An 18,746-nucleotide genomic window follows, 5' to 3' on the forward strand; every position below is an offset into this window, starting at 1 on the left:
ATTCTCTTGCTATTCGAAGGTAATTTGATATTTAGGAGTATTTAAAGAAAAAGCAACTGACTTACTAGTTGCTTTTTCTTTAAAAAAATATACTGTATCTACTGATACATTCTAATATAGTCTACCTCCATTGTTGAATCTGTAAATGCTGCATCAATATCACCCCCAAAACTTCCTCCCATCGCAACATTCATAATAAAAAAGAAATCATTATTGAATGGTAATGTACCATCATTTGTAACAGTATGATATACTTGTCCGTCAACGGCAAACTGTATCTCAGTACTAGTCCATTCCATTTCATAAATATGATATTCCTCAGAGACCCCAGCGACTAAGGTTGACCCGGTACGTGCTGTGCCTCCAAAATTATTAGGATCATGTGTAGACCCAAAAACAATATCTTGCTGATTACCAACATGTTCCATTATATCCATTTCGCCAGCCGCTGGCCAACCAACTTCTGGAAAATTAGCGCCCAACATCCAAATTGCTGGCCATGTTCCACCTCCTGTTGGGAGTTTCGCTCTTGCCTCAACTCGACCATAAGTAAATTCTTGCAAGCCTTGAGATTTAATTCTAGCTGAGGTGTAACCAGAACCTACTGGACCATCTTCACCAAAATCAAAGAATATAACAACCCTATCATAATTAAAAGCTGGAGCTCCGCTCAAATCATAAGATAAAGTTTCCCATGCATTTGTTACAGTTGTATTAGCATCCACCTCTACAAATTTTGTTGAATCTGTAGCGTCCTCTAATTTTATCCGAACTACAGCACCCGATTTTGGGGACCAAGTTTTTATCAAAAGATTTGCGTTAACTGATAAATCTAGTGGTGCTGAGAAATCAAAAAATGCACCAGCAAAAAATGCTGCACCAGGATTTTTAGTGAATTCAACAACAGTTGAAGAGGTATTAATACCAGTAGCATCAGGGTTTTCAATTACTGCAGTTGAAGCCCCTTCAAAACCAGTTATAGATGGGGAATCACCTTCAAAATCCTGAATAGTCTCCGTTGCATTCCCTGAATCATCTCCAATTTGGATGTCATCAAAATAATAAACATCGGCGCCATTACCACCTCCTGTTGCCATTGCAGTAATCTTTAAAACATCGTCTTCAACAATTACATTTTCTGGATTACTAGTATAGCTCTGTGACTCTCCGTTACCCCAACCACCGGCACCTAAATCATAGGTCCAATTTACTGGATTGGGTGCTCCTGAAATATCAAACTCATCTGACCAAATTAGATTGGTGAATTCAGTTTCTAGTGTACTTCCTCCGCCGCCAATACCATCACTTTCAGGTATAAAACTAAAATACCAAGCTAAAGGATCATCACCATTAAATGGCTGACTAATTCCCCTTACACTAATTCTATTTTCAGATAACTCTACTATCTCATACTCCCCGGAAACAACAACCCAATAACTTAAAAAGCTATTACCTACATTTAGCGACTGGGTACCATCGGTATTCTCGATAATGATAAAATTATTTTCAAAAGTTGCTTGATTACTTATGTCTCTACATTCGTCTGCAAATTGTTGCGGTGTAGCTTCAGGAAAAAAGCGATTAACTTCAGTCCAATTTATAAAGGTTTCATTGCCTTCTCCTGTTTCAAGAGAAAATGTATAGTTGTCATTTCCATCATGTGAAAACTCTAAAACATCGTCATACATGCATGGATTAATTTGGTTTGGTCCAGCACTAAAAAACTCAGGAAAATTATTTGATAAAGGTCCTACACCAAAATGACCACCAACAGTTCTATCCCAAACCCAACGTTTAGTACTTGCTGAAAAGCCATCTCCACCTGTTATTTGAGCTAAAATTTCTGGCGAAATTCTTAAACTAACATCTAAATCAATAGATACTGTTGCACTAGAGCTTATACCCCCTGCACCAAAAGCAACCACAGTTATCGGAGTGCTATACTGCCCAGATTGAGAATATCTAAAGGTAGCCGAGTCGCCATTAGCGATAGTAATTGGGTCATCTCCTGGATTGAATATCACATGAAAGTTAATTGCATTTTCAGCAGTCGGTGTAACCGTTACATTCCCTGACTGATCCGTAGATACAGCAGCATTTACTTCAACATTAGTTGGAGCAACTAAGTTCTCGAGTACGGGCTCTTCTTCTTGACATGATATGACAAGAAGTAGTACCAAAAGAATTCTAAATTGACCAAAAACCTTCTTTCTCATCGCTTTTATTTTTCTAAAGAATTAGCCTGCCCAACTAAATTAAGCAGGCCAAATTCATTTTTTTTACTCCACAAATAATTTTGAATCTTTAATCTTCCTTTTCAGGAAAACTATAATTCAAAATCTACACTTTTTTAAGGTGTATCACTTCCATCACCACCTTCGACTATGGATACATTATCAATATTAACAAGACCTGCCATCCCATTATTATCAAAAAGCACACGTATATCATCGCCACCAAAACCGGCAGCTGTTAAATTAAGTGTGAATGTCTGGATCTGATCTGTTAAGCTAACATCAACTACCACATTAGCGAAAGCACCATTAGCCCCACTTTCTCCAATACCCGCTATTATGGTTCGATTACGATCAGACCACGCGTCAAAAGTTAGAATATAGTTCGCATCTGCCGTAACACTTAAACCTTGCTGACTCAAATTCACTAAGAAAGGTTGGCTTGCATCAGGGTTATCAATAGTAACAGAATAAAAAGTGTTTCCATTTTCAGTTACTACTGGTGCTGGGGGTGCGTCAAACTCTTCGACACCTGCATTCCAAGGTTCTGCTCCATCTTCAAAATCACCATTAATTAGCATTACTGAGCCTGTTCCGCCATCACCGCCGCCATCGCCGCCAGGTGTATCACTACCATCACCGCCTGCAATAAGAGAAACGTTATCAATATTAACTAAACCTGCTTCTCCATTACTATCAAAAAGTACGCGAATATCGTCACCACCAAAACCATCAGCAGTTAAATTAAGTGTGAAGGTTTGCATGGCAGCAGTCAGATTTACATCATTTACCACACTAGCAAAAGCACCATTAGCTCCACTTTCTCCGATACCTGCTATTATAGTTCGATTACGATCTGACCATGCATCAAAAGTCAAAATATAGTTTGCCCCAGCGGCAACACTTAAACCTTGTTGACTTAAATTCACTAAGAATGGTTGATTAGGATCTGGATTATCTATTGTTACAGAATAAAAGGTGTTTCCATTTTCTGTTACTACTGGTGCTGGTGGAGCGTCAAACTCCTCAACTCCGGCATTCCATGGCTCTGCTCCAGCTTCAAAATCTCCATTTACAATTAATTCTGTCGCATCTCCTCCACCAGGAGTATCACTACCGTCGCCTCCTTCAAAAAGCGTAACATTATCAATATTAACTAAACCGGCTGCACCATTACTATCAAAAATCACACGGATATCATCACCACCAAACCCAACAGCTGTTAAGTTTAAAGTAAATGTTTGCATCGCAGAAGTCAGATTTACATCTACCGCAACACTAGCAAAACCTCCACTGCTTTCTCCGATACCTGCAATTATAGGACGGTCACGATCGGACCATGCATCAAAAGTCAAAATATAATTTGTTCCATCAACTAGAGTTAATCCTTGCTGACTTAGATTCACTAAGAATGGTTGATTAGGATCTGGATTATCAACAGTAACAGAATAAAAAGTATTACCATCTTCAGTAACAACTGGCGCCGGTGGGGCATCAAAGGCTTCAACTCCAGCATTCCATGGTTCTGCACCTGCTTCGAAATCTCCATTTACAATTAATCCACCATCGAAGGCAGCTTCTTCAATAAGCACAGTTTCCATAACTTCAATAGTTGTTGCACTTGCTCCCATAGCAGTAACTGTTATCGTATACTCTCCTACTGCTTCATATTCATTTACAGCACTTGCTCCTGCCATAATTGTTGTAGCTTCTTCACCGTTGGCTTCATCACCAAATAAAACCGCAAACATAGTTGCATCATCAGCTGTTGGGGTTACTGTAACCTCAAAAGGATTACTTTCAGAAACAACTACATCCAACATTAAATTAGATGGCGCTGTAAATGCAACCGTAATATTGTTGGTAATTTGAGTTTCTTGCCCGTCTGCACCTATAGCTGTTAAAGTGATTGTAAATGTACCTTCACCGTATACATTGGTAGCTGATTGCCCAGGACTTAAATTAGTTGGTGTTTCATTGTCTTCATCTCCAAAAAGTACTTCAAAAGAAGTTGCACCATCTGCTGTAGGGGTAACTGTAACAGTACCTGTATCATCTTGCGCAATGTCAATATTCGCTGTAACATTAGAAGGAGCTTCAAGATTATCCATTGGATTATCATCGTCATCACCTCCACAACTAACCAAAAGGCCAGTGGTTATAAATAAAACTAAAAAGTGTTTAAAAATTTTCATTTTGAGTAATTTAAGTTAATGTTTAATATCCTGGGTTTTGTTCCCAACGGTTTCCCGCTAATTCAATTTCTATACTTGGTATCGGGAATAATTCATGTTTCCCCGTTTGAAAACCATTTATTTCAGTGGCAGCTCTACCAGTTCTAACTAAGTCAAAAAAACGATGTCCTTCACCCACTAATTCAACTCGACGTTCTTGGTAAATTGCCTCAGTTAATGCTTGTCCAGTTGCAGAACTATTTCCTAAAATCGCTCGATTCCGGACTCTATTTAAATAGGTTTGTGCTTTAGAATCATCTATGTTCCCTCTGTTATTAGCTTCTGCCGCCATTAATAGTACGTCAGCGAAACGTATAGCACGGTAGTTATTAGGGTTTGTCAAATTGGCATCACCTGTATTTAAATCTCCTTGTCGAGCAATGTATTTTCTGTTGTAGTATCCGGTATGTTCGAAGCCTTCTACGAAAGACACATCAGGATTAGTAATTGCCCATGCCTCTATATCTAAAATTGCAACGTCTCTTCGAATATCTCCTGATTCGAAGGCATCAAAGGCTTCTTGTGTCGGAACATTAAAACTAAAGCCAGATTCAAATTCAGGTCCAGAATAATTACGTATTCCATTAAAACCAACAGCCACATTACCTTCACTACATTGCAAGCAACCAAAACCAGCTCCTTCAATATCTGTATACTGAACTTCAAAAACTGATTCTATATTATTCTCGTTGTCATTCTCAAACATTGTACTGTAATCGACCAACAAATCATAAGTGCCCGAATTAATTACCTCATCTAAAACCGATGCTGACTCCGTAAATTTATCTTGATATAAATAAACTTTACCAAGCAGTGCCTGTGCTGCGCCCTTGCTTGCACGACCGGTTTCTGTTTGAACTAAGGGCAAGTTGTTAGCGGCAAACAGTAAATCTTGTTCTATTTGCGTGTAAACTTCAGATTGAGGTGTTCTTTCAACAATATTTTGGTCTCCAAAAAGTAATCTTTGATCCACAGCTAATGGAACATCGCCAAACCATTTTACTAGTTCAAAATAATAGTAAGCTCTTAAAAAAGTAGCCTCAGCTATAACTATATCTCGATTCGCAAAATCAGTTTTGTCTTTAAATTCTAAAATATAGTTTGCTCTATTTACTCCAGCGAACATCCAACTCCAGATATCACGCAGCTGCTGATTTACCGGAGTATGAATCATATCATCAATTTCCTGTATACCTGGAACATCCGTAGCACTTTCTCCACCAGCCAATGTATTATCAGATGCAATTTCTCCTAACATCACATTGATATAACTTGACTGCAACATATCGTAAGCTGAGATTAATGCACTTTGATAATCGTCTTCCGAATTAAAAAAGCTTTCAGAATCTTCATCAAATGAATCAACATTTACAAAATCATCCGAACAAGCAAAAACTAAAAGCACTGATGTCAATACAAAAAGTGTTTTTCTCATATGTCTTGCTATATTTTGTTTTGTATTCATCTTATTAAAATTTAAGATTTAACCCCAATAAATATGTTCTAGGTACTGGATAAAAACCCTGATCAATACCTGCGCCAATTGGAGCTCCAGAAGACGCACTTGGATCATAACCTCTATACTTGGTAAATGTGTAAATATTATTTGCAGACAGATAAATTCTTAACTTATCTGCTCCCATTTTTTCCATAAGGTGATTAGGAAAAGTATAACCAATTTGTGCATTCTGTATTCTAACAAAAGAACCATCCTCTACAAAAAAGTCAGAGAATAAGGTGTTTGAAGTGGCTCCAGTTGTCAGTCTTGGAAATTCATTAGTGGAGCCCTCCCCAGTCCAACGATTGATTGTATATACTGATCTATTAACTAAAGGTTGATTTCTTTCATAATTTCGAACAATTTCATTACCTACAGAAGCAAAGGCATAGGCACCAAAATCAATACTTTTATAATTGATTGATAAATTTAGACCCATTGTCGCGTCTGGTATTGGATTACCAATATCTATTCTATCATCAGTGTCTATAATTCCATCACCATTTTGATCTACAAAACGTAGATCTCCGGGCGCTGCATTTGCCTGGGTTGCATGCGAGTTAACTTCGTCTTGATTTTGAAAAATACCATTGGTTTCTAATCCATAGAAGAACCCAATTGGTTTCCCAGCTTCCATTCTTGCTGGTGGGTCCTGGCCAACCCCAAAACTACCTCCTTGTAAAAATCCTGCTTCATTATTTACTTGGGTAACTTCATTGGTTAAAAATGTTACGTTATAGTTTAATCCAAAATTAAAGTCTTTACTTCTATCGCTTTGGTATCCAATTGCAAATTCAAATCCTGAATTTTCTACCGTACCTCCATTAACAACCGGGGCTTGAGCACCGGGCGCGTTAGCACCTAAAATTCCTGAAACTTGAGGCTGCAATAAGAGGCCTTCTGTTGTCTTATTAAAATAATCAGCCGTAATATCTATTTTACTATTAAACAATTTTAAATCAACTCCGATATCATAGGTCTTTTGTTCTTCCCATTGGATTGCAGGATTCGGCAAAACACCTATAGCTTGGCCAAAAACCAATTGATCATTTAGCACATAGGCTCCTTCACCATTTAAAATACCTCTAAAACCATTACCAGGTATTCTATCATTCCCTAATATTCCGTAACTAGCTCTGAACTTTAAGAAGTTAACGGCATTACTGTTCACTAAGAACTCCTCATCAGATGCAATCCAACCTATTGATCCAGAAGGGAAATATCCAAATCGATTATCAGGTCCAAATTTTGTAGAACCATCTCTTCGTATAACACCAGAAAAAAGATATCTTCCTTTATAATCGTATTGGATTCTTGCGAAATAAGAAAGAAGACGTTCATCAAACTTTCCGCTTAGCCCGCTATCTTGAAGTCCGTTTCTAATATCGACTGCATTTATCAAATCTGCTTCGGCAAAACTTACTTCGTTCTCAAAAAATCCTTGTGTACCTCCAGAAAATTGTCCTTTCGTCACAAATACAGAAGTTCCTAAAGTGGCTTGAAAATTATGGTCTTCACTAAGACGTTTATTGTAATTTATAAAAGAATCAAAAGTGTAGTCTTTAAAAATATCCTTATTGGTAGTTAGGTTAGGTCTATCAATATTATTAAAAACCTTACCAGCGCCAAAAAATGCAACTGGAGAGAAAAACCTACCCTTTACTTCTGCATAATTGAACTGCAAACTAGATTCTACAGTGAAGTCATTCCAAAATTTATAGTTTAAGGCTGTTTTACCACTTATTCTTACAACATCATTTGAATTGAAAGTATTTTCAATTTGAGCTAAGGGATTAATTACTTCATTCCCCAATCCCTGGGATAAAGTAAATGCACCGTTAGCATCTCTAACACCAAATGTTGGGGCATTATTTAGGGCATTAAATAAAACTGAGCCAATTCCGTTTTCAGATAATGTCTTTCTTTCTGTCCCTGTATAAATGAGATTAGCAGTGAATTTTAAGTTTTCAAGAAGGTCAGTATTAAAATTAATTCGGCTTGTAAAACGTTTAAAATTTGCCTTACTTCCTCCAACAATTCCATCTTGAGTTAACAAAGAACTACCAAAAGAAAAGGTAGATTTTTCTGTTCCCCCGGTAATTGTAATATTGTGATTAATGATTGGAGCATTTTGAAAAACCTCATCTTGCCAATTTGTACCGACCCCGAAATCAGAAACATTTGGAAAGGGATTAGCTTGACCACCAGCAGCAAATGCTTCATTTGTCAATAAAGCGTACTCCGTAGCGTTTAATACTGGAATAGTTCTAGAAGTCTGTTGGTAACCGCCATAAACGTCATAACTAAACTTAAGCTTTGAATTTTTTCTTCCTGTTTTTGTTGTAATTAATACAACCCCATTTGCAGCTCTAACACCGTAAATACCTGCGGTTGCATCTTTTAGAACATTGATACTTTCAATATCACCTGGATTTAAAACACTTAAGTCTTCTATAACATTACCATCAACCAAGATTAAAGGACGATTATCCCCATTTGTAGAAATACCTCGAATTCGTATGTTAGATCCACTACCTGGTGATCCGGACTCTGCAGTAATATTGACACCTGCGACTTGGCCTTGTAGAGCTTGTTCTATACGTGTAGGGTTTAACTCCTCAATGGTTTCTGCACCTACCACCGCAACAGCACCTGTAATTTCTTTTTTGGTTTGAGTTCCGTAACCAATTACAACAACTTCATCTAATGCACTTACGTCTTCCCTTAGATAAAGTGAAATAGAATCCTGATTAGAAACCGTTATCTCTTGTGTTTTAAAACTTATATATGAGAATACTAAAATATCTCCAACTGCTACATTAGGTAGTGAAAAATTACCATCAAAATCTGTTGTCGTTCCGTTTGATGTGTTTTTCACAAAAACGTTTACACCTGGCAAAACATCATTAATGTCTGCATCGTATACCGTACCTGTAGCGGTGAACTGCTGACCGTATGTTACTATGGTGACAAGTGTAAAAATTAATAAAGTATAGAACTGCTTCATTTAAGGTCTATTAGAATAGTGCAATATATATTGCATTATTACGAATTCCTTAAATAATACCCATACAAAAAACATACATGATAATTTTTTAAAGGTATAATTGACATAAACTCAAGAGTACAAGGCCTTTTCGGACACTTAAGGTATTTTCATTTTGTAAGATTTAGTTCGATAAAAAGTTAAACAAAATGAATGTGTATAGGTAATGTTGTGGTGCTAAAAAATAATGTATGGTTGCTATAACTCCAAAATATAGGTAACCAAGCCTCTTTCATGATCTAAATTCATTTTTTTTCTTAACCGATAGCGTTTTACCTCTACACTGCGAACAGAAATATTAAGCAAAGGTGCTATTTCTTTAGAGGAAAGATTTAATCTTAAATAGGCACATAATCGTAAATCGTTAGCTGTAAGTTCTGGATGTTTATCTTTTATTTTCTTTAAGAAATCCTTATCCGCATTATTAAAAGCTTCTTCAAAAAATTTCCAATCATCTTCATTACTAATGTTTTTGTCTATTGTTTTAATTACCGCCTTAACGTGATTTGTATTATCTATCTGTGATAATTGCTCCTTGATTGTACTTAAAAACTTATTCTTTTTAATCATACTCATTGTTGCAACCGCTAATTCACGATTCTTTGCTTCAATTTCACTTTTTAACTTGTCATTTTTAACTTGAATAAGTTCTTTCTCTGTTTTTAACTTTTTTCTCTTTAATTTCTTTTTTTCTAAATCTAAAAGTCGATTTTGTTTGGTAGTATAGTACTTCTTATATATTCGATGAACACCTAAGAATGTCAGAACTAATGCCAAAATGTAAAGAATAATAGCTACCGTTGATAGATACCAAGGCCGATTAATCTTAAAACTATATTTAGCTATATTATCTGTAAGTATATTGTCAACTTTTGCCCTAACTTCAAATTGATATTCATTATATTTCAAATTGTTAAAAACAACTTCCGCATTACTAGTCCATGGGCTCCAAACATCAAAAAAGCCCATGAGCCTATATTGATAATTGACCTCAGAGTACTTGCTAAATTGTGGTACACTGTAATTAAAGACAATAGAATTGTTTTCATACTCCAATTCTGCTTCAGAAGACAAACCTATTTGTTTCGGTTGACCTAAACCACTTTTACTTTCAACTTGATTTATGGCAATAGTATAAGTAGACTCTTTGGTTTTATCATTATCTAGTATAACATAACCATTGGAAATACCTATTAGATATTGCTCGTCCTTAATTCTAGTTAAATTTTCAAAACCTGATACTCCTAAACTTCTACGAAAAAAAGGAGGAATTGAAATTGTTTTTATGCCTAATGATGCATTAAAGGTATTTGGATAAATGTAGGAAAGACCACTATGTGTAAAACACCAAAATCGGTTTACTTCATTATCTGGCATTAAAATACTTGTTATGCCACCGGCCTCTTCAAATAAATACTTGATTAAAACATCATCAGGTGTAAAAGCTAAACTATCTCTATTCTTGGTAAATGCTGCATCAAGTGATGTATAAATGATACTATCTTGATACTTCAGAATACTTGATCCATGACCCATAATCGGATGAGTATTGATGTGATTTACTGAGGTGTTTATTGAATCCAATGACAATTCATAAAGCCCTTTATATTCGTGATTAACGAGTATTTTTTTATTATCTAAAACCTCGAAAAAACGACTTGATATATTGAAGCCTTCGATTTTGTTTTGAAAAATCCAATTCCCATTTTCTTTTTTCAAAAACGATAATCCGTCATAATTTCCTTGTAATAATAAATCTGGGTACTCTTTAGACGCTTTAATATCCCATGTACCTGGTAAGTTTGAAATAAGTTTAGCTTTATTATTATCAATACTAAAAGTCCCATTATTATGACCACAAAACAACGTATTGTCTATAAGCCTTAAACTCCACACCTGACCATCGGTTCCCGGTATCATTTTAAAGTCTACCTCACTATTTTCAGGCTTGAAAAACAAACCCTGATTGGTACCTAGATATAAATCACCTTCATAAAGTATAGAGGCATAAACCAAACCTAACCGACCAAGATTATCTACATATTCATTGAATGGAGAATTAATATTTATAACACTTAAACCATTATCCAAGCCAAGCCATAAATTGTCATCAATATCTTGAAAAGTGGACAATACAGTATTGTTATTTAAGCCCTTTCGTTGGTCTATTTTTCTCAATAATTCTCCTTCGTGACTTATTTGAAAAATTCCTTTGGAAATTGTCCCTAAAACAAAAGAGCCATCTGAAAGTCTTTCTGTACAATAAACATTAACCCCCTCCAGTTCATTAGCTGCAGGTATTTTCCATTCAACAACTTCAACCCCATTCATTCTAAGAAATCTAGCATCGTCTAACACCAGAACAAGACCATTCTTATCTTTATGCATTCCTACAACGCCCTTATCTTTCAAAATACTGTGCTCGATAATCACTTCAGGCAAACCATTTTCAATTTTGTACACACTAAAATCTTCACTTTGAAAATAAATTGATTCATCCACTTTAAAAATATGGGCCTTGGTAGATTTTGCTTCTAAAACTTTGAACTGACCGGTCTTAATATTATAGCTATAAATTCTATCTAAGGATTGAAACAAAACCCAGTCTTGTAAAGTCAAAATATTCCAAAACTCCTCATCTTCAAGCATCGGTTCCTTAAGTCTTTCAGAGATAGAGGTGTAATTAAGGTCACCTAGTTTATCTTTTTTCCAAAATCCAAATTCCATATACTGACCGGTAAAAAGCAGGGAATCCTTTGAACTGACAGCTCTGAATATTGAGGCGTTCGGAGAATTGTATTTACTCCAACGGACACCGTCATACTCAAGAAGATTGTGATTGTTAGCTATATAAATATGCTTATCAAACCCTTGAGTAATATCCCAGTTTTGATTCTCCCCATTATAGTTCAAAGGGGTAAAGTTTTGAATTGGAGGGAGCGCTTGCGAAAAAATGCAATTGAGACAGAATAGACAAAAAAGAAATGATAGCGCGCGCAAAGTAAACTATAAAATAAGTTTAGCTAAAGATAAGAAACTATAGAGCCTAAATCTAATTTGAGACTATTACACCAACTCGGCGCTTAAGCCAGCTTGTAGTAATCTGGAACACCTAGGTTTTAAATCATCATACTCACCAGTTTTTACAGTACACTTACCATTGTGATGAACAATTAAAGAACATTGCTCAGCTTGCTCTGGGGTATGATCACAAACAGAAATTAAAGTATTTATTACGTGGTCAAAGGTATTGACCTCATCATTAAAAAGTACGATTTCATTTTGCTTTAGAACTTCTTCTTCTAAAAGTAACTCTTCGGAGATTTTTTCTTTAGTTCCCATATTCTTGCCTTCCTGTAAACTAAAATACATATTTTGCCGCAACCCAATTATTCTTTTCGTAATTTTTTTCAAATCGCAAATTAAACGCCTTACATTTTTCAGATATCATATCTAAATCACTTGAATAGAAGCCACTTAGAAATAGTAATCCTTTACTATTTAATGAAGAAGCATAAATAGGAATATCTTCTAAAAGAATATTTCTATTAATATTAGCCAAAATAATATCATATTTTTTACCCAACAGCAGATTCGAATTACCTTCAAAAACCTCAATCTTCTTACAGTTATTTCGATCTGCGTTTTCTATAGCATTGAGATAGCACCAGTTGTCTATATCTATTGCTTCAAGATGAGTTGCTCCTCGCATTTCAGCCAAAATAGCCAAGACACCAGTACCACAACCCATATCAAGGACTTTCTTGTTTTTAAAGTCATTATCAAGAATATGAGAGAGCATCATATGAGTTGTCTCATGATGACCAGTACCAAAACTCATTTTTGGCTCAATAATGATATCGTAATCTACATTAGATTTTTGATGAAATGGCGCTCTAACCATACATCGTTCATCAACCACAATTGGGTTAAAACTTTTTTCCCACTCTTCATTCCAATTTTGCTGAGCAACAGATTTGGAGGTCCATTCAATTGCGAATTCATCCGAACTCAAAATATGTATGGCATTAAGTTCTCCTTCATCAAATTTTGATTCTGAAATGTAAGCGGTCAATCCACTTTCATTCTCTACAAAACTTTCAAAACCAATTTCACTGAGCTCAGCAATAATAATGTCTGAAGCTGGTTGCAATGGCGCAATACTAAATTGAAACTCTAAATAGATCAATATCTCTTTTTAAATTCTTTATATGGCCTTAACAATAGCCATAAAGTCATCGCACTTTAAAGATGCTCCACCAATTAGACCACCATCAACATCAGTTTTAGAAAATATTTCTTTTGCATTGTTTGGTTTTACGCTACCACCATAAAGAATGGTGACATTGTCTGCCACACTGTTATTGAATGCCTCAGCAATTGTTTTACGAATAAAAGCATGCATTTCTTGCGCTTGTTCTGGGCTAGCAGTTTCTCCTGTACCTATTGCCCAAACTGGCTCATAGGCCAATACTATTTGTTTCCAAGATGATGCATCTAAATCAAATAAAGCATTCTTGAGTTGACTTTCTACCACATTAAAATGATCACCTGATTTCCTGTCTTCTAACTCTTCGCCAAAGCAGAAAATAACTTTCATTTCTTTAGCAAGTGCTGTCTTAACTTTTTTCGCTAAAAGCTCGTCATTTTCACCAAAAATTGAACGACGTTCAGAGTGCCCTATAATGACAGTATCTACGTCAATATTCAATAACATATCTGCTGATATCTCTCCTGTAAAAGCACCATTTTCCTCAAAATGCATGTTCTGAGCAGCAACTTGAATAACTGAATGTGATAATTGATTCACCGCTGAAGCAAGATTCACAAATGTTGGTGCAACAATTACCTCAGCATTGGTGTCTGGTAATTTTGCCGCTAACTCACCTAAAAGAGCTTCAGTCTCTTCAAGATTTTTATTCATTTTCCAGTTTCCTGCAACTATTTTAGTTCTCATATTTATATTGCTTATTTAATAAGTTCAGGTATCAACCTGTTTATTTCTTCAATTGTATAATATTTCAACTCAAAACCTTCTCCGTACATATCAATAGCACTTTCTTCAAAAGTAGATCCAAAACCTGCCCTTCTCCTCCAAATATTGACTGAGTCTTTGTTTTTTAATGGCCACATAAATGTTAATTCTTTAGGGCTATTTATATAGTAAGAAGAACTTTGAGTACCGTAAATCTGTGGTTTGTTTTGGTTAGTTAAATGCCTATCCAACATCATCGCATATAGCCTAAAGGGAAGTTCATTTTGTCCGGAGGCCTCTTTAATAATATCAATATATTTATCAATCTTATTAGAATGCTGAATAACATACCAAGCTGCTTTGCCTGCTTTATCTCCTACCATACTTTTACCAGGATAACCAGATTGAGCAATAATTTTTTCGACATATTTTAAATTTGAGCTGTCGATTTCCATTTGAAGACCCCAAGTTTCCATGTTGGGATTAGCTCTATACTTTTGATCTAGAACCATTATGCTATCTAAACTCTTCTTTAGGTTGAAATCAAAATAAATACCATTATCCGGTTCTTTAAATTCCAATTCATCTAAATCGTTATAATGTACTTTCTGCAGAATGGTACCTTTCTCAAGAACAAGAACAGCAGGGTTAGAACGAACGATTGTTTTTAAAGTAGTTTCATCTGTAAAGTAAAAATCAAAATTTAAATCATGTTCCCTTTTAAGAGCATTCCCTATTTCATCACTTGAAGCAGACATTGCGATGACCTTGTATCCTTTTCTAATAGCCTCATCCGTTACATTTTTGACCTCATCAAATACTGCGTAATTACTTTTCGCAAGGTCATATGCAATTACCATAACTAGCTTTTCTTTTTGCAGCATAGATGTCGTAAAATCTCCACCATCCTTTTCAATGGTAAAATCGTGAACAGGAGGCTCATAACCTTTCTGAATTTCGGTTGTTTCCACTCCAATAAATTCTCCTTCAACACTTGGGTAATCACCATTAGTCAGTATGATTTGTTCTTGGCCATTCACTTCAAATTTCCAAGCGTACTCATAAATAGCTTTAGGTGCATCATTTGGTACTGACATTCCCTCTTCAATATTTGCTCCTATTTTATATGGTCTAAAATCTTTTGATGGTAAATGATTGAGAACCTGATAACAGAAAGCAATGCAACCTACAAGAGAAATTATTAAAACGGCGGTATTTAGTTTTTTACCAAAAAGTCCTTTAATATGTTTAACACCTAATACAAGGATAAGAATTAGTACTAGCAGAATGACATCTTTTGTAAATGACTCCCATGGAGTAAGCTTTACAGCATCACCAAAACAACCGCAATCTGTAACCTTATTAAAATAGGCTGAGTAAAAGGTCAAGAATGTAAAAAAGACAATCATTGCTAGAAGACTCCAAACGGTAAATTTTGATTTAAAGCCAATGAGTAGCATTATTCCTAACAAAACTTCTATAATAACCACCACAATGGCTATGGCCAAGGCATAGGGCATTAAAAACGGCAAATCCAGCACGCCTTGACTAAAATATTCTTCTAATTTGAATGAAAAACCTACTGGATCGTTCAGTTTAATTAGTCCGCTTATGATAAACAGAACACCAACGAATATTCTTGAAAGAGCTACTAAATATTTCATTTCTTCTCGCTTAAATGAATTAGTGCAAATACTGCGTAATTAATCATGTCTTGATAGTTTGCATCAACCCCCTCACTCACTATAGTCTGACCTTTATTATTTTCAATTTCTTTAACCCGCAGTAGCTTTTGCAAAATCAAATCAGTTAAAGAACTTACTCTCATCTCACGCCAAGCCTCTCCATAATCATGGTTCTTATCCTCCATTAATTTTTTGGTTAAGGCAACCTTGTCATCATATAAAGAAATAGCTTGTTCAGCTTCCAAATCAGGAGTATCTACAACCCCTTTTTCCATTTGAATTAAGGCCATTACGGAATAGTTGATGATACCAATAAATTCTGATTGCTCACCTTCATCAACTTTTCTGGTTTCATTTTCTTGCAAACTTCTAATACGCTGGGCTTTAATGAAAATTTGATCCGTTAAAGAGGGTAGCCTCAAAATACGCCATGCTGTACCGTAGTCTTTTGTTTTATTTACAAATAGCTTGCGACATTCGGTTATAACGGAATCGTACTGTTGCGAGGTTTGTTGCATATAGGTTAATTTGTGTAAATTTCGTCAAATCTAATAGACTCAAATTTAGCAACGTCAAAGATAATGAAACCCATTAAAGCGAAGTTTTTTTATGACTATAAACTGTAAGGGAAAATTAATTGATTTAAATACACCAATTGTGATGGGTGTTCTAAACCTTACACCTGATTCTTTTTACGATGGTGGTAAGTTTAGAAAACCAGCTTTAATCTTAAAACAAGTTGAAAAAATGCTTCAAGAAAATGCAAGCATTTTAGACTTAGGTGCATACAGTTCTAGGCCAGGAGCAGAACATGTATCTGAAGATGAAGAGCTTTTGCGCTTACTGCCAATCATAAATCTGATTTTAAAAGAATTTCCGAAGGCTGTTTTATCTATTGACACCTTTAGAAGTAAAGTCGCTGATAAATCATTACAGTTAGGAGCCGCGATTATTAATGATATTTCGGCAGGTAATCTTGACGAGAACATAGTAGACATTGTTGCAAAACACCAAGTACCTTACATTATGATGCATATGAAGGGTACTCCAAAAAACATGAAGGACCTTACAGATTATGATGACCTGATTAAAGAGTTGCTAAAATATTTTTCAGAAAAAGTAGCTATTGCAAGAAAAAAGAAAATAAACGATATCATTATAGACCCTGGTTTTGGTTTTGCAAAAACAAGGGAACAAAATTTTCAACTATTAGCCCATTTTGACTTGTTTCAAACTTTTGATTTACCCCTTTTAGCAGGCTTAAGCCGAAAATCAATGATTTATAAAACTTTAAATTCAACACCTTCAGAAGCTTTAAATGGAACAACCGCCTTACATATGGTTGCTTTACAAAATGGTGCTAACATTTTAAGAGCGCACGATGTAAAAGAAGCAAATGAATGTATTAGCCTTTTTAAAGAACTAAAGGCAAATAGAATTTCGATTTAAGTAGCGCTATTTTTCATAATTTTACAAAAACACCGCCATTGGACTTTCTTAATTTTTTGGAGTTTAAAATCACTGATTTCATCGATATCATTCTGGTTGCGGTTCTCCTCTACTACATCTACAAACTTGTAAAAGGCACGGTTGCCATCAATATTTTTATTGGTATAGTAATTGTTTGGGCACTTTGGAAGTTAACCGAATTGCTACAAATGAAAATGATTAGCAGTATGGTTGGGGGCTTTATGAATATCGGGTTAATAGCTCTAATCATAGTGTTCCAGCAAGAAATTCGAAAGTTCCTTTTAATGATTGGTTCTACCAATTTTGCATCTAAAAGAAATTTCATCAAACATTTTAAATTTTTAAAACAAGAAGCATTACCTACTGATACAGATGTCTCAGCTCTTATTGATGCATGTGAGAAAATGGGAATGAGTAAGACAGGTGCTATTTTGGTGATAGAAAAAAACAATAACCTTGATTTTGTTAAAATCACTGGAGACAAAATGAGTATTGAAATTACGCAACCTATTATTGAAAGTATTTTCTACAAAAACAGCCCATTACATGATGGTGCGGCTATTGTTCAAGATAATTACATAACAGCTACCAGAGTAATTCTACCTGTTTCCAATGAAAGAACTATTCCATTACGATTTGGATTAAGACATAGAGCAGCTGTTGGTATTACCGAAAAGACAGATGCACTTTGCTTGGTAGTTAGTGAAGAAACTGGGCTCATTTCTTACATCAAAAATGGTGAATTTGTCTTATACAAAAGCCTTGAAGAATTGACCGAAATGATTAAAAAAGACTTGACCTAATGAACTGCAAAAATTGCGAAAACAGCTTACGTACTGATTATAGTTTTTGCCCTGATTGTGGTGCTAAGGTCATTCGTAATAGAATAACCGTAAAGAACTTATGGTATGATGCTGTCGAAAGGTTCTTTAATGTTGACAACACTTTTATAGTCACTTTTAAACATCTTTTCACAAAGCCGGAAAAGGTTATCGTTGGTTACATAGAGGGTGTTCGTAAAAAGTACCTAAACCCAATCAGCTATTTTACCATTGCGGTAACGATAGGCGGATTATTTCTATTCTTAAACAAACAATATTTTCCTGAAGCAATGAATTATGGATTTAATTCAATTGATATGGAGACTTTAAGTGAAGCTGACAAGGTTGGTCAAAACTTAGGGAAAGAATTTCAAAAATACTTGGCTGATTACCAAAACCTTTTTTACGTTTTAATGCTTCCTTTTTTGGCGCTAATATCACGCGTTGTATTTTACAATAAGAAAGAGTATAATTTAAGTGAACATTTTGTAATGAACATTTACGGATATTCACAAATGTCTTTGTGTGTAAATCTGGTTTATATTGCTTTAATCTGGAATGACAAGTTATTATATTATGCTTCTGGAATTAATGGAATCTTCCAAATCGCATATTTCACTTATTTATTCAAAAGAGTTTTTAAATTAAATATAAAACAAACCATACTTAAGCTTCTATTATTCCTGGTAGTATTAGGTTTTGTTCTATTTATTTTTATAGTTATTGGCACGATTTATCTAGTCGTTTTTACTGATACTTTTCAACAAATGGCTCCAAAATAAA

13 protein-coding genes are annotated in these 18,746 nt (G+C 35.1%); 3 read left to right on the plus strand and 10 right to left on the minus strand.

Annotated elements, in window-relative coordinates; genetic code table 11:
• Positions 1–98: 98 nt before the first annotated feature.
• The 10 genes from RM520_RS11415 to RM520_RS11460 form a co-directional block, all read right to left on the minus strand.
• A complete protein-coding gene (locus tag RM520_RS11415) occupies positions 99–2,216 on the minus strand; it encodes a glycoside hydrolase family 16 protein (protein ID WP_311388099.1) in 2,118 nt (705 codons plus the stop codon).
• A 134-nt stretch (positions 2,217–2,350) separates the two neighbouring features.
• Complete coding sequence (locus RM520_RS11420; RefSeq protein WP_311388100.1) at positions 2,351–4,429, minus strand: carbohydrate binding domain-containing protein; 2,079 nt, start codon at positions 4,427–4,429, stop codon at positions 2,351–2,353.
• A 22-nt stretch (positions 4,430–4,451) separates the two neighbouring features.
• On the minus strand, positions 4,452–5,903 hold the full coding sequence (locus tag RM520_RS11425; RefSeq protein WP_311388282.1) for a RagB/SusD family nutrient uptake outer membrane protein: 1,452 nt from the start codon (positions 5,901–5,903) through the stop codon (positions 4,452–4,454).
• 34 nt (positions 5,904–5,937) lie between these two features.
• Positions 5,938–8,973, minus strand: coding sequence for a SusC/RagA family TonB-linked outer membrane protein (locus RM520_RS11430; RefSeq protein WP_311388101.1), 3,036 nt, complete (start codon positions 8,971–8,973; stop codon positions 5,938–5,940).
• A gap of 237 nt (positions 8,974–9,210) precedes the next feature.
• The gene (locus RM520_RS11435) at positions 9,211–11,925 is read right to left on the minus strand and encodes a helix-turn-helix and ligand-binding sensor domain-containing protein (RefSeq protein WP_311388102.1); all 2,715 of its coding nucleotides are present in this window, start codon (positions 11,923–11,925) and stop codon (positions 9,211–9,213) included.
• Positions 11,926–12,078: 153 nt separating this feature from the next.
• Positions 12,079–12,354: an ATP-dependent Clp protease adaptor ClpS gene (locus RM520_RS11440; protein ID WP_311386102.1), complete on the minus strand. Its 276-nt coding sequence runs from the start codon at positions 12,352–12,354 to the stop codon at positions 12,079–12,081.
• A 19-nt stretch (positions 12,355–12,373) separates the two neighbouring features.
• Positions 12,374–13,201: a 50S ribosomal protein L11 methyltransferase gene (gene prmA / locus RM520_RS11445; protein WP_311388103.1), complete on the minus strand. Its 828-nt coding sequence runs from the start codon at positions 13,199–13,201 to the stop codon at positions 12,374–12,376.
• An 18-nt stretch (positions 13,202–13,219) separates the two neighbouring features.
• A complete protein-coding gene (tpiA, locus tag RM520_RS11450) occupies positions 13,220–13,969 on the minus strand; it encodes a triose-phosphate isomerase (protein ID WP_311385837.1) in 750 nt (249 codons plus the stop codon).
• Positions 13,970–13,980: 11 nt separating this feature from the next.
• Positions 13,981–15,651, minus strand: a complete 1,671-nt coding sequence (locus RM520_RS11455) for a BT_3928 family protein (RefSeq protein WP_311388104.1) — start codon at positions 15,649–15,651, stop codon at positions 13,981–13,983.
• Entirely contained in the window at positions 15,648–16,190 is a 543-nt protein-coding gene (locus tag RM520_RS11460) for a DUF1599 domain-containing protein (RefSeq protein ID WP_311385839.1), read from the minus strand. Before RM520_RS11460 ends, RM520_RS11455 begins: the two co-directional genes overlap by 4 nt.
• 91 nt (positions 16,191–16,281) lie before the next feature.
• On the opposite strand from RM520_RS11460, the gene folP reads away from it, so the two are divergent.
• The 3 genes from folP to RM520_RS11475 are packed head-to-tail and all read left to right on the plus strand — an operon-like array spanning position 16,282 to position 18,745.
• On the plus strand, positions 16,282–17,121 hold the full coding sequence (gene folP / locus RM520_RS11465; protein WP_311388105.1) for a dihydropteroate synthase: 840 nt from the start codon (positions 16,282–16,284) through the stop codon (positions 17,119–17,121).
• 38 nt (positions 17,122–17,159) lie between these two features.
• Positions 17,160–17,945 carry a diadenylate cyclase CdaA gene (gene cdaA / locus RM520_RS11470; protein ID WP_311388106.1) on the plus strand — a complete coding sequence of 262 codons (786 nt, stop codon included), beginning with the start codon at positions 17,160–17,162 and terminating at the stop codon, positions 17,943–17,945.
• The gene (locus tag RM520_RS11475; RefSeq protein ID WP_311388107.1) at positions 17,945–18,745 is read left to right on the plus strand and encodes a DUF3667 domain-containing protein; all 801 of its coding nucleotides are present in this window, start codon (positions 17,945–17,947) and stop codon (positions 18,743–18,745) included. Before cdaA ends, RM520_RS11475 begins: the two co-directional genes overlap by 1 nt.
• Position 18,746 lies beyond the last annotated feature (1 nt).

Origin of the sequence: Croceitalea vernalis (assembly GCF_031846405.1) — a bacterium.
GTDB lineage: Bacteria > Bacteroidota > Bacteroidia > Flavobacteriales > Flavobacteriaceae > Croceitalea > Croceitalea vernalis.

Bases quoted from the DNA above. Each gene is read 5' to 3' on its own strand.
- RM520_RS11455 (WP_311388104.1), bottom strand. From the start codon at position 15,651: ATGAAATATTTAGTAGCTCTTTCAAGAATATTCGTTGGTGTTCTGTTT.
- RM520_RS11430 (WP_311388101.1), bottom strand. From the start codon at position 8,973: ATGAAGCAGTTCTATACTTTATTAATTTTTACACTTGTCACCATAGTA.
- RM520_RS11420 (WP_311388100.1), bottom strand. From the start codon at position 4,429: ATGAAAATTTTTAAACACTTTTTAGTTTTATTTATAACCACTGGCCTT.
- RM520_RS11475 (WP_311388107.1), top strand. From the start codon at position 17,945: ATGAACTGCAAAAATTGCGAAAACAGCTTACGTACTGATTATAGTTTT.
- RM520_RS11440 (WP_311386102.1), bottom strand. From the start codon at position 12,354: ATGGGAACTAAAGAAAAAATCTCCGAAGAGTTACTTTTAGAAGAAGAA.
- tpiA (WP_311385837.1), bottom strand. From the start codon at position 13,969: ATGAGAACTAAAATAGTTGCAGGAAACTGGAAAATGAATAAAAATCTT.
- RM520_RS11425 (WP_311388282.1), bottom strand. From the start codon at position 5,903: ATGAGAAAAACACTTTTTGTATTGACATCAGTGCTTTTAGTTTTTGCT.
- RM520_RS11415 (WP_311388099.1), bottom strand. From the start codon at position 2,216: ATGAGAAAGAAGGTTTTTGGTCAATTTAGAATTCTTTTGGTACTACTT.
- RM520_RS11460 (WP_311385839.1), bottom strand. From the start codon at position 16,190: ATGCAACAAACCTCGCAACAGTACGATTCCGTTATAACCGAATGTCGC.
- folP (WP_311388105.1), top strand. From the start codon at position 16,282: ATGACTATAAACTGTAAGGGAAAATTAATTGATTTAAATACACCAATT.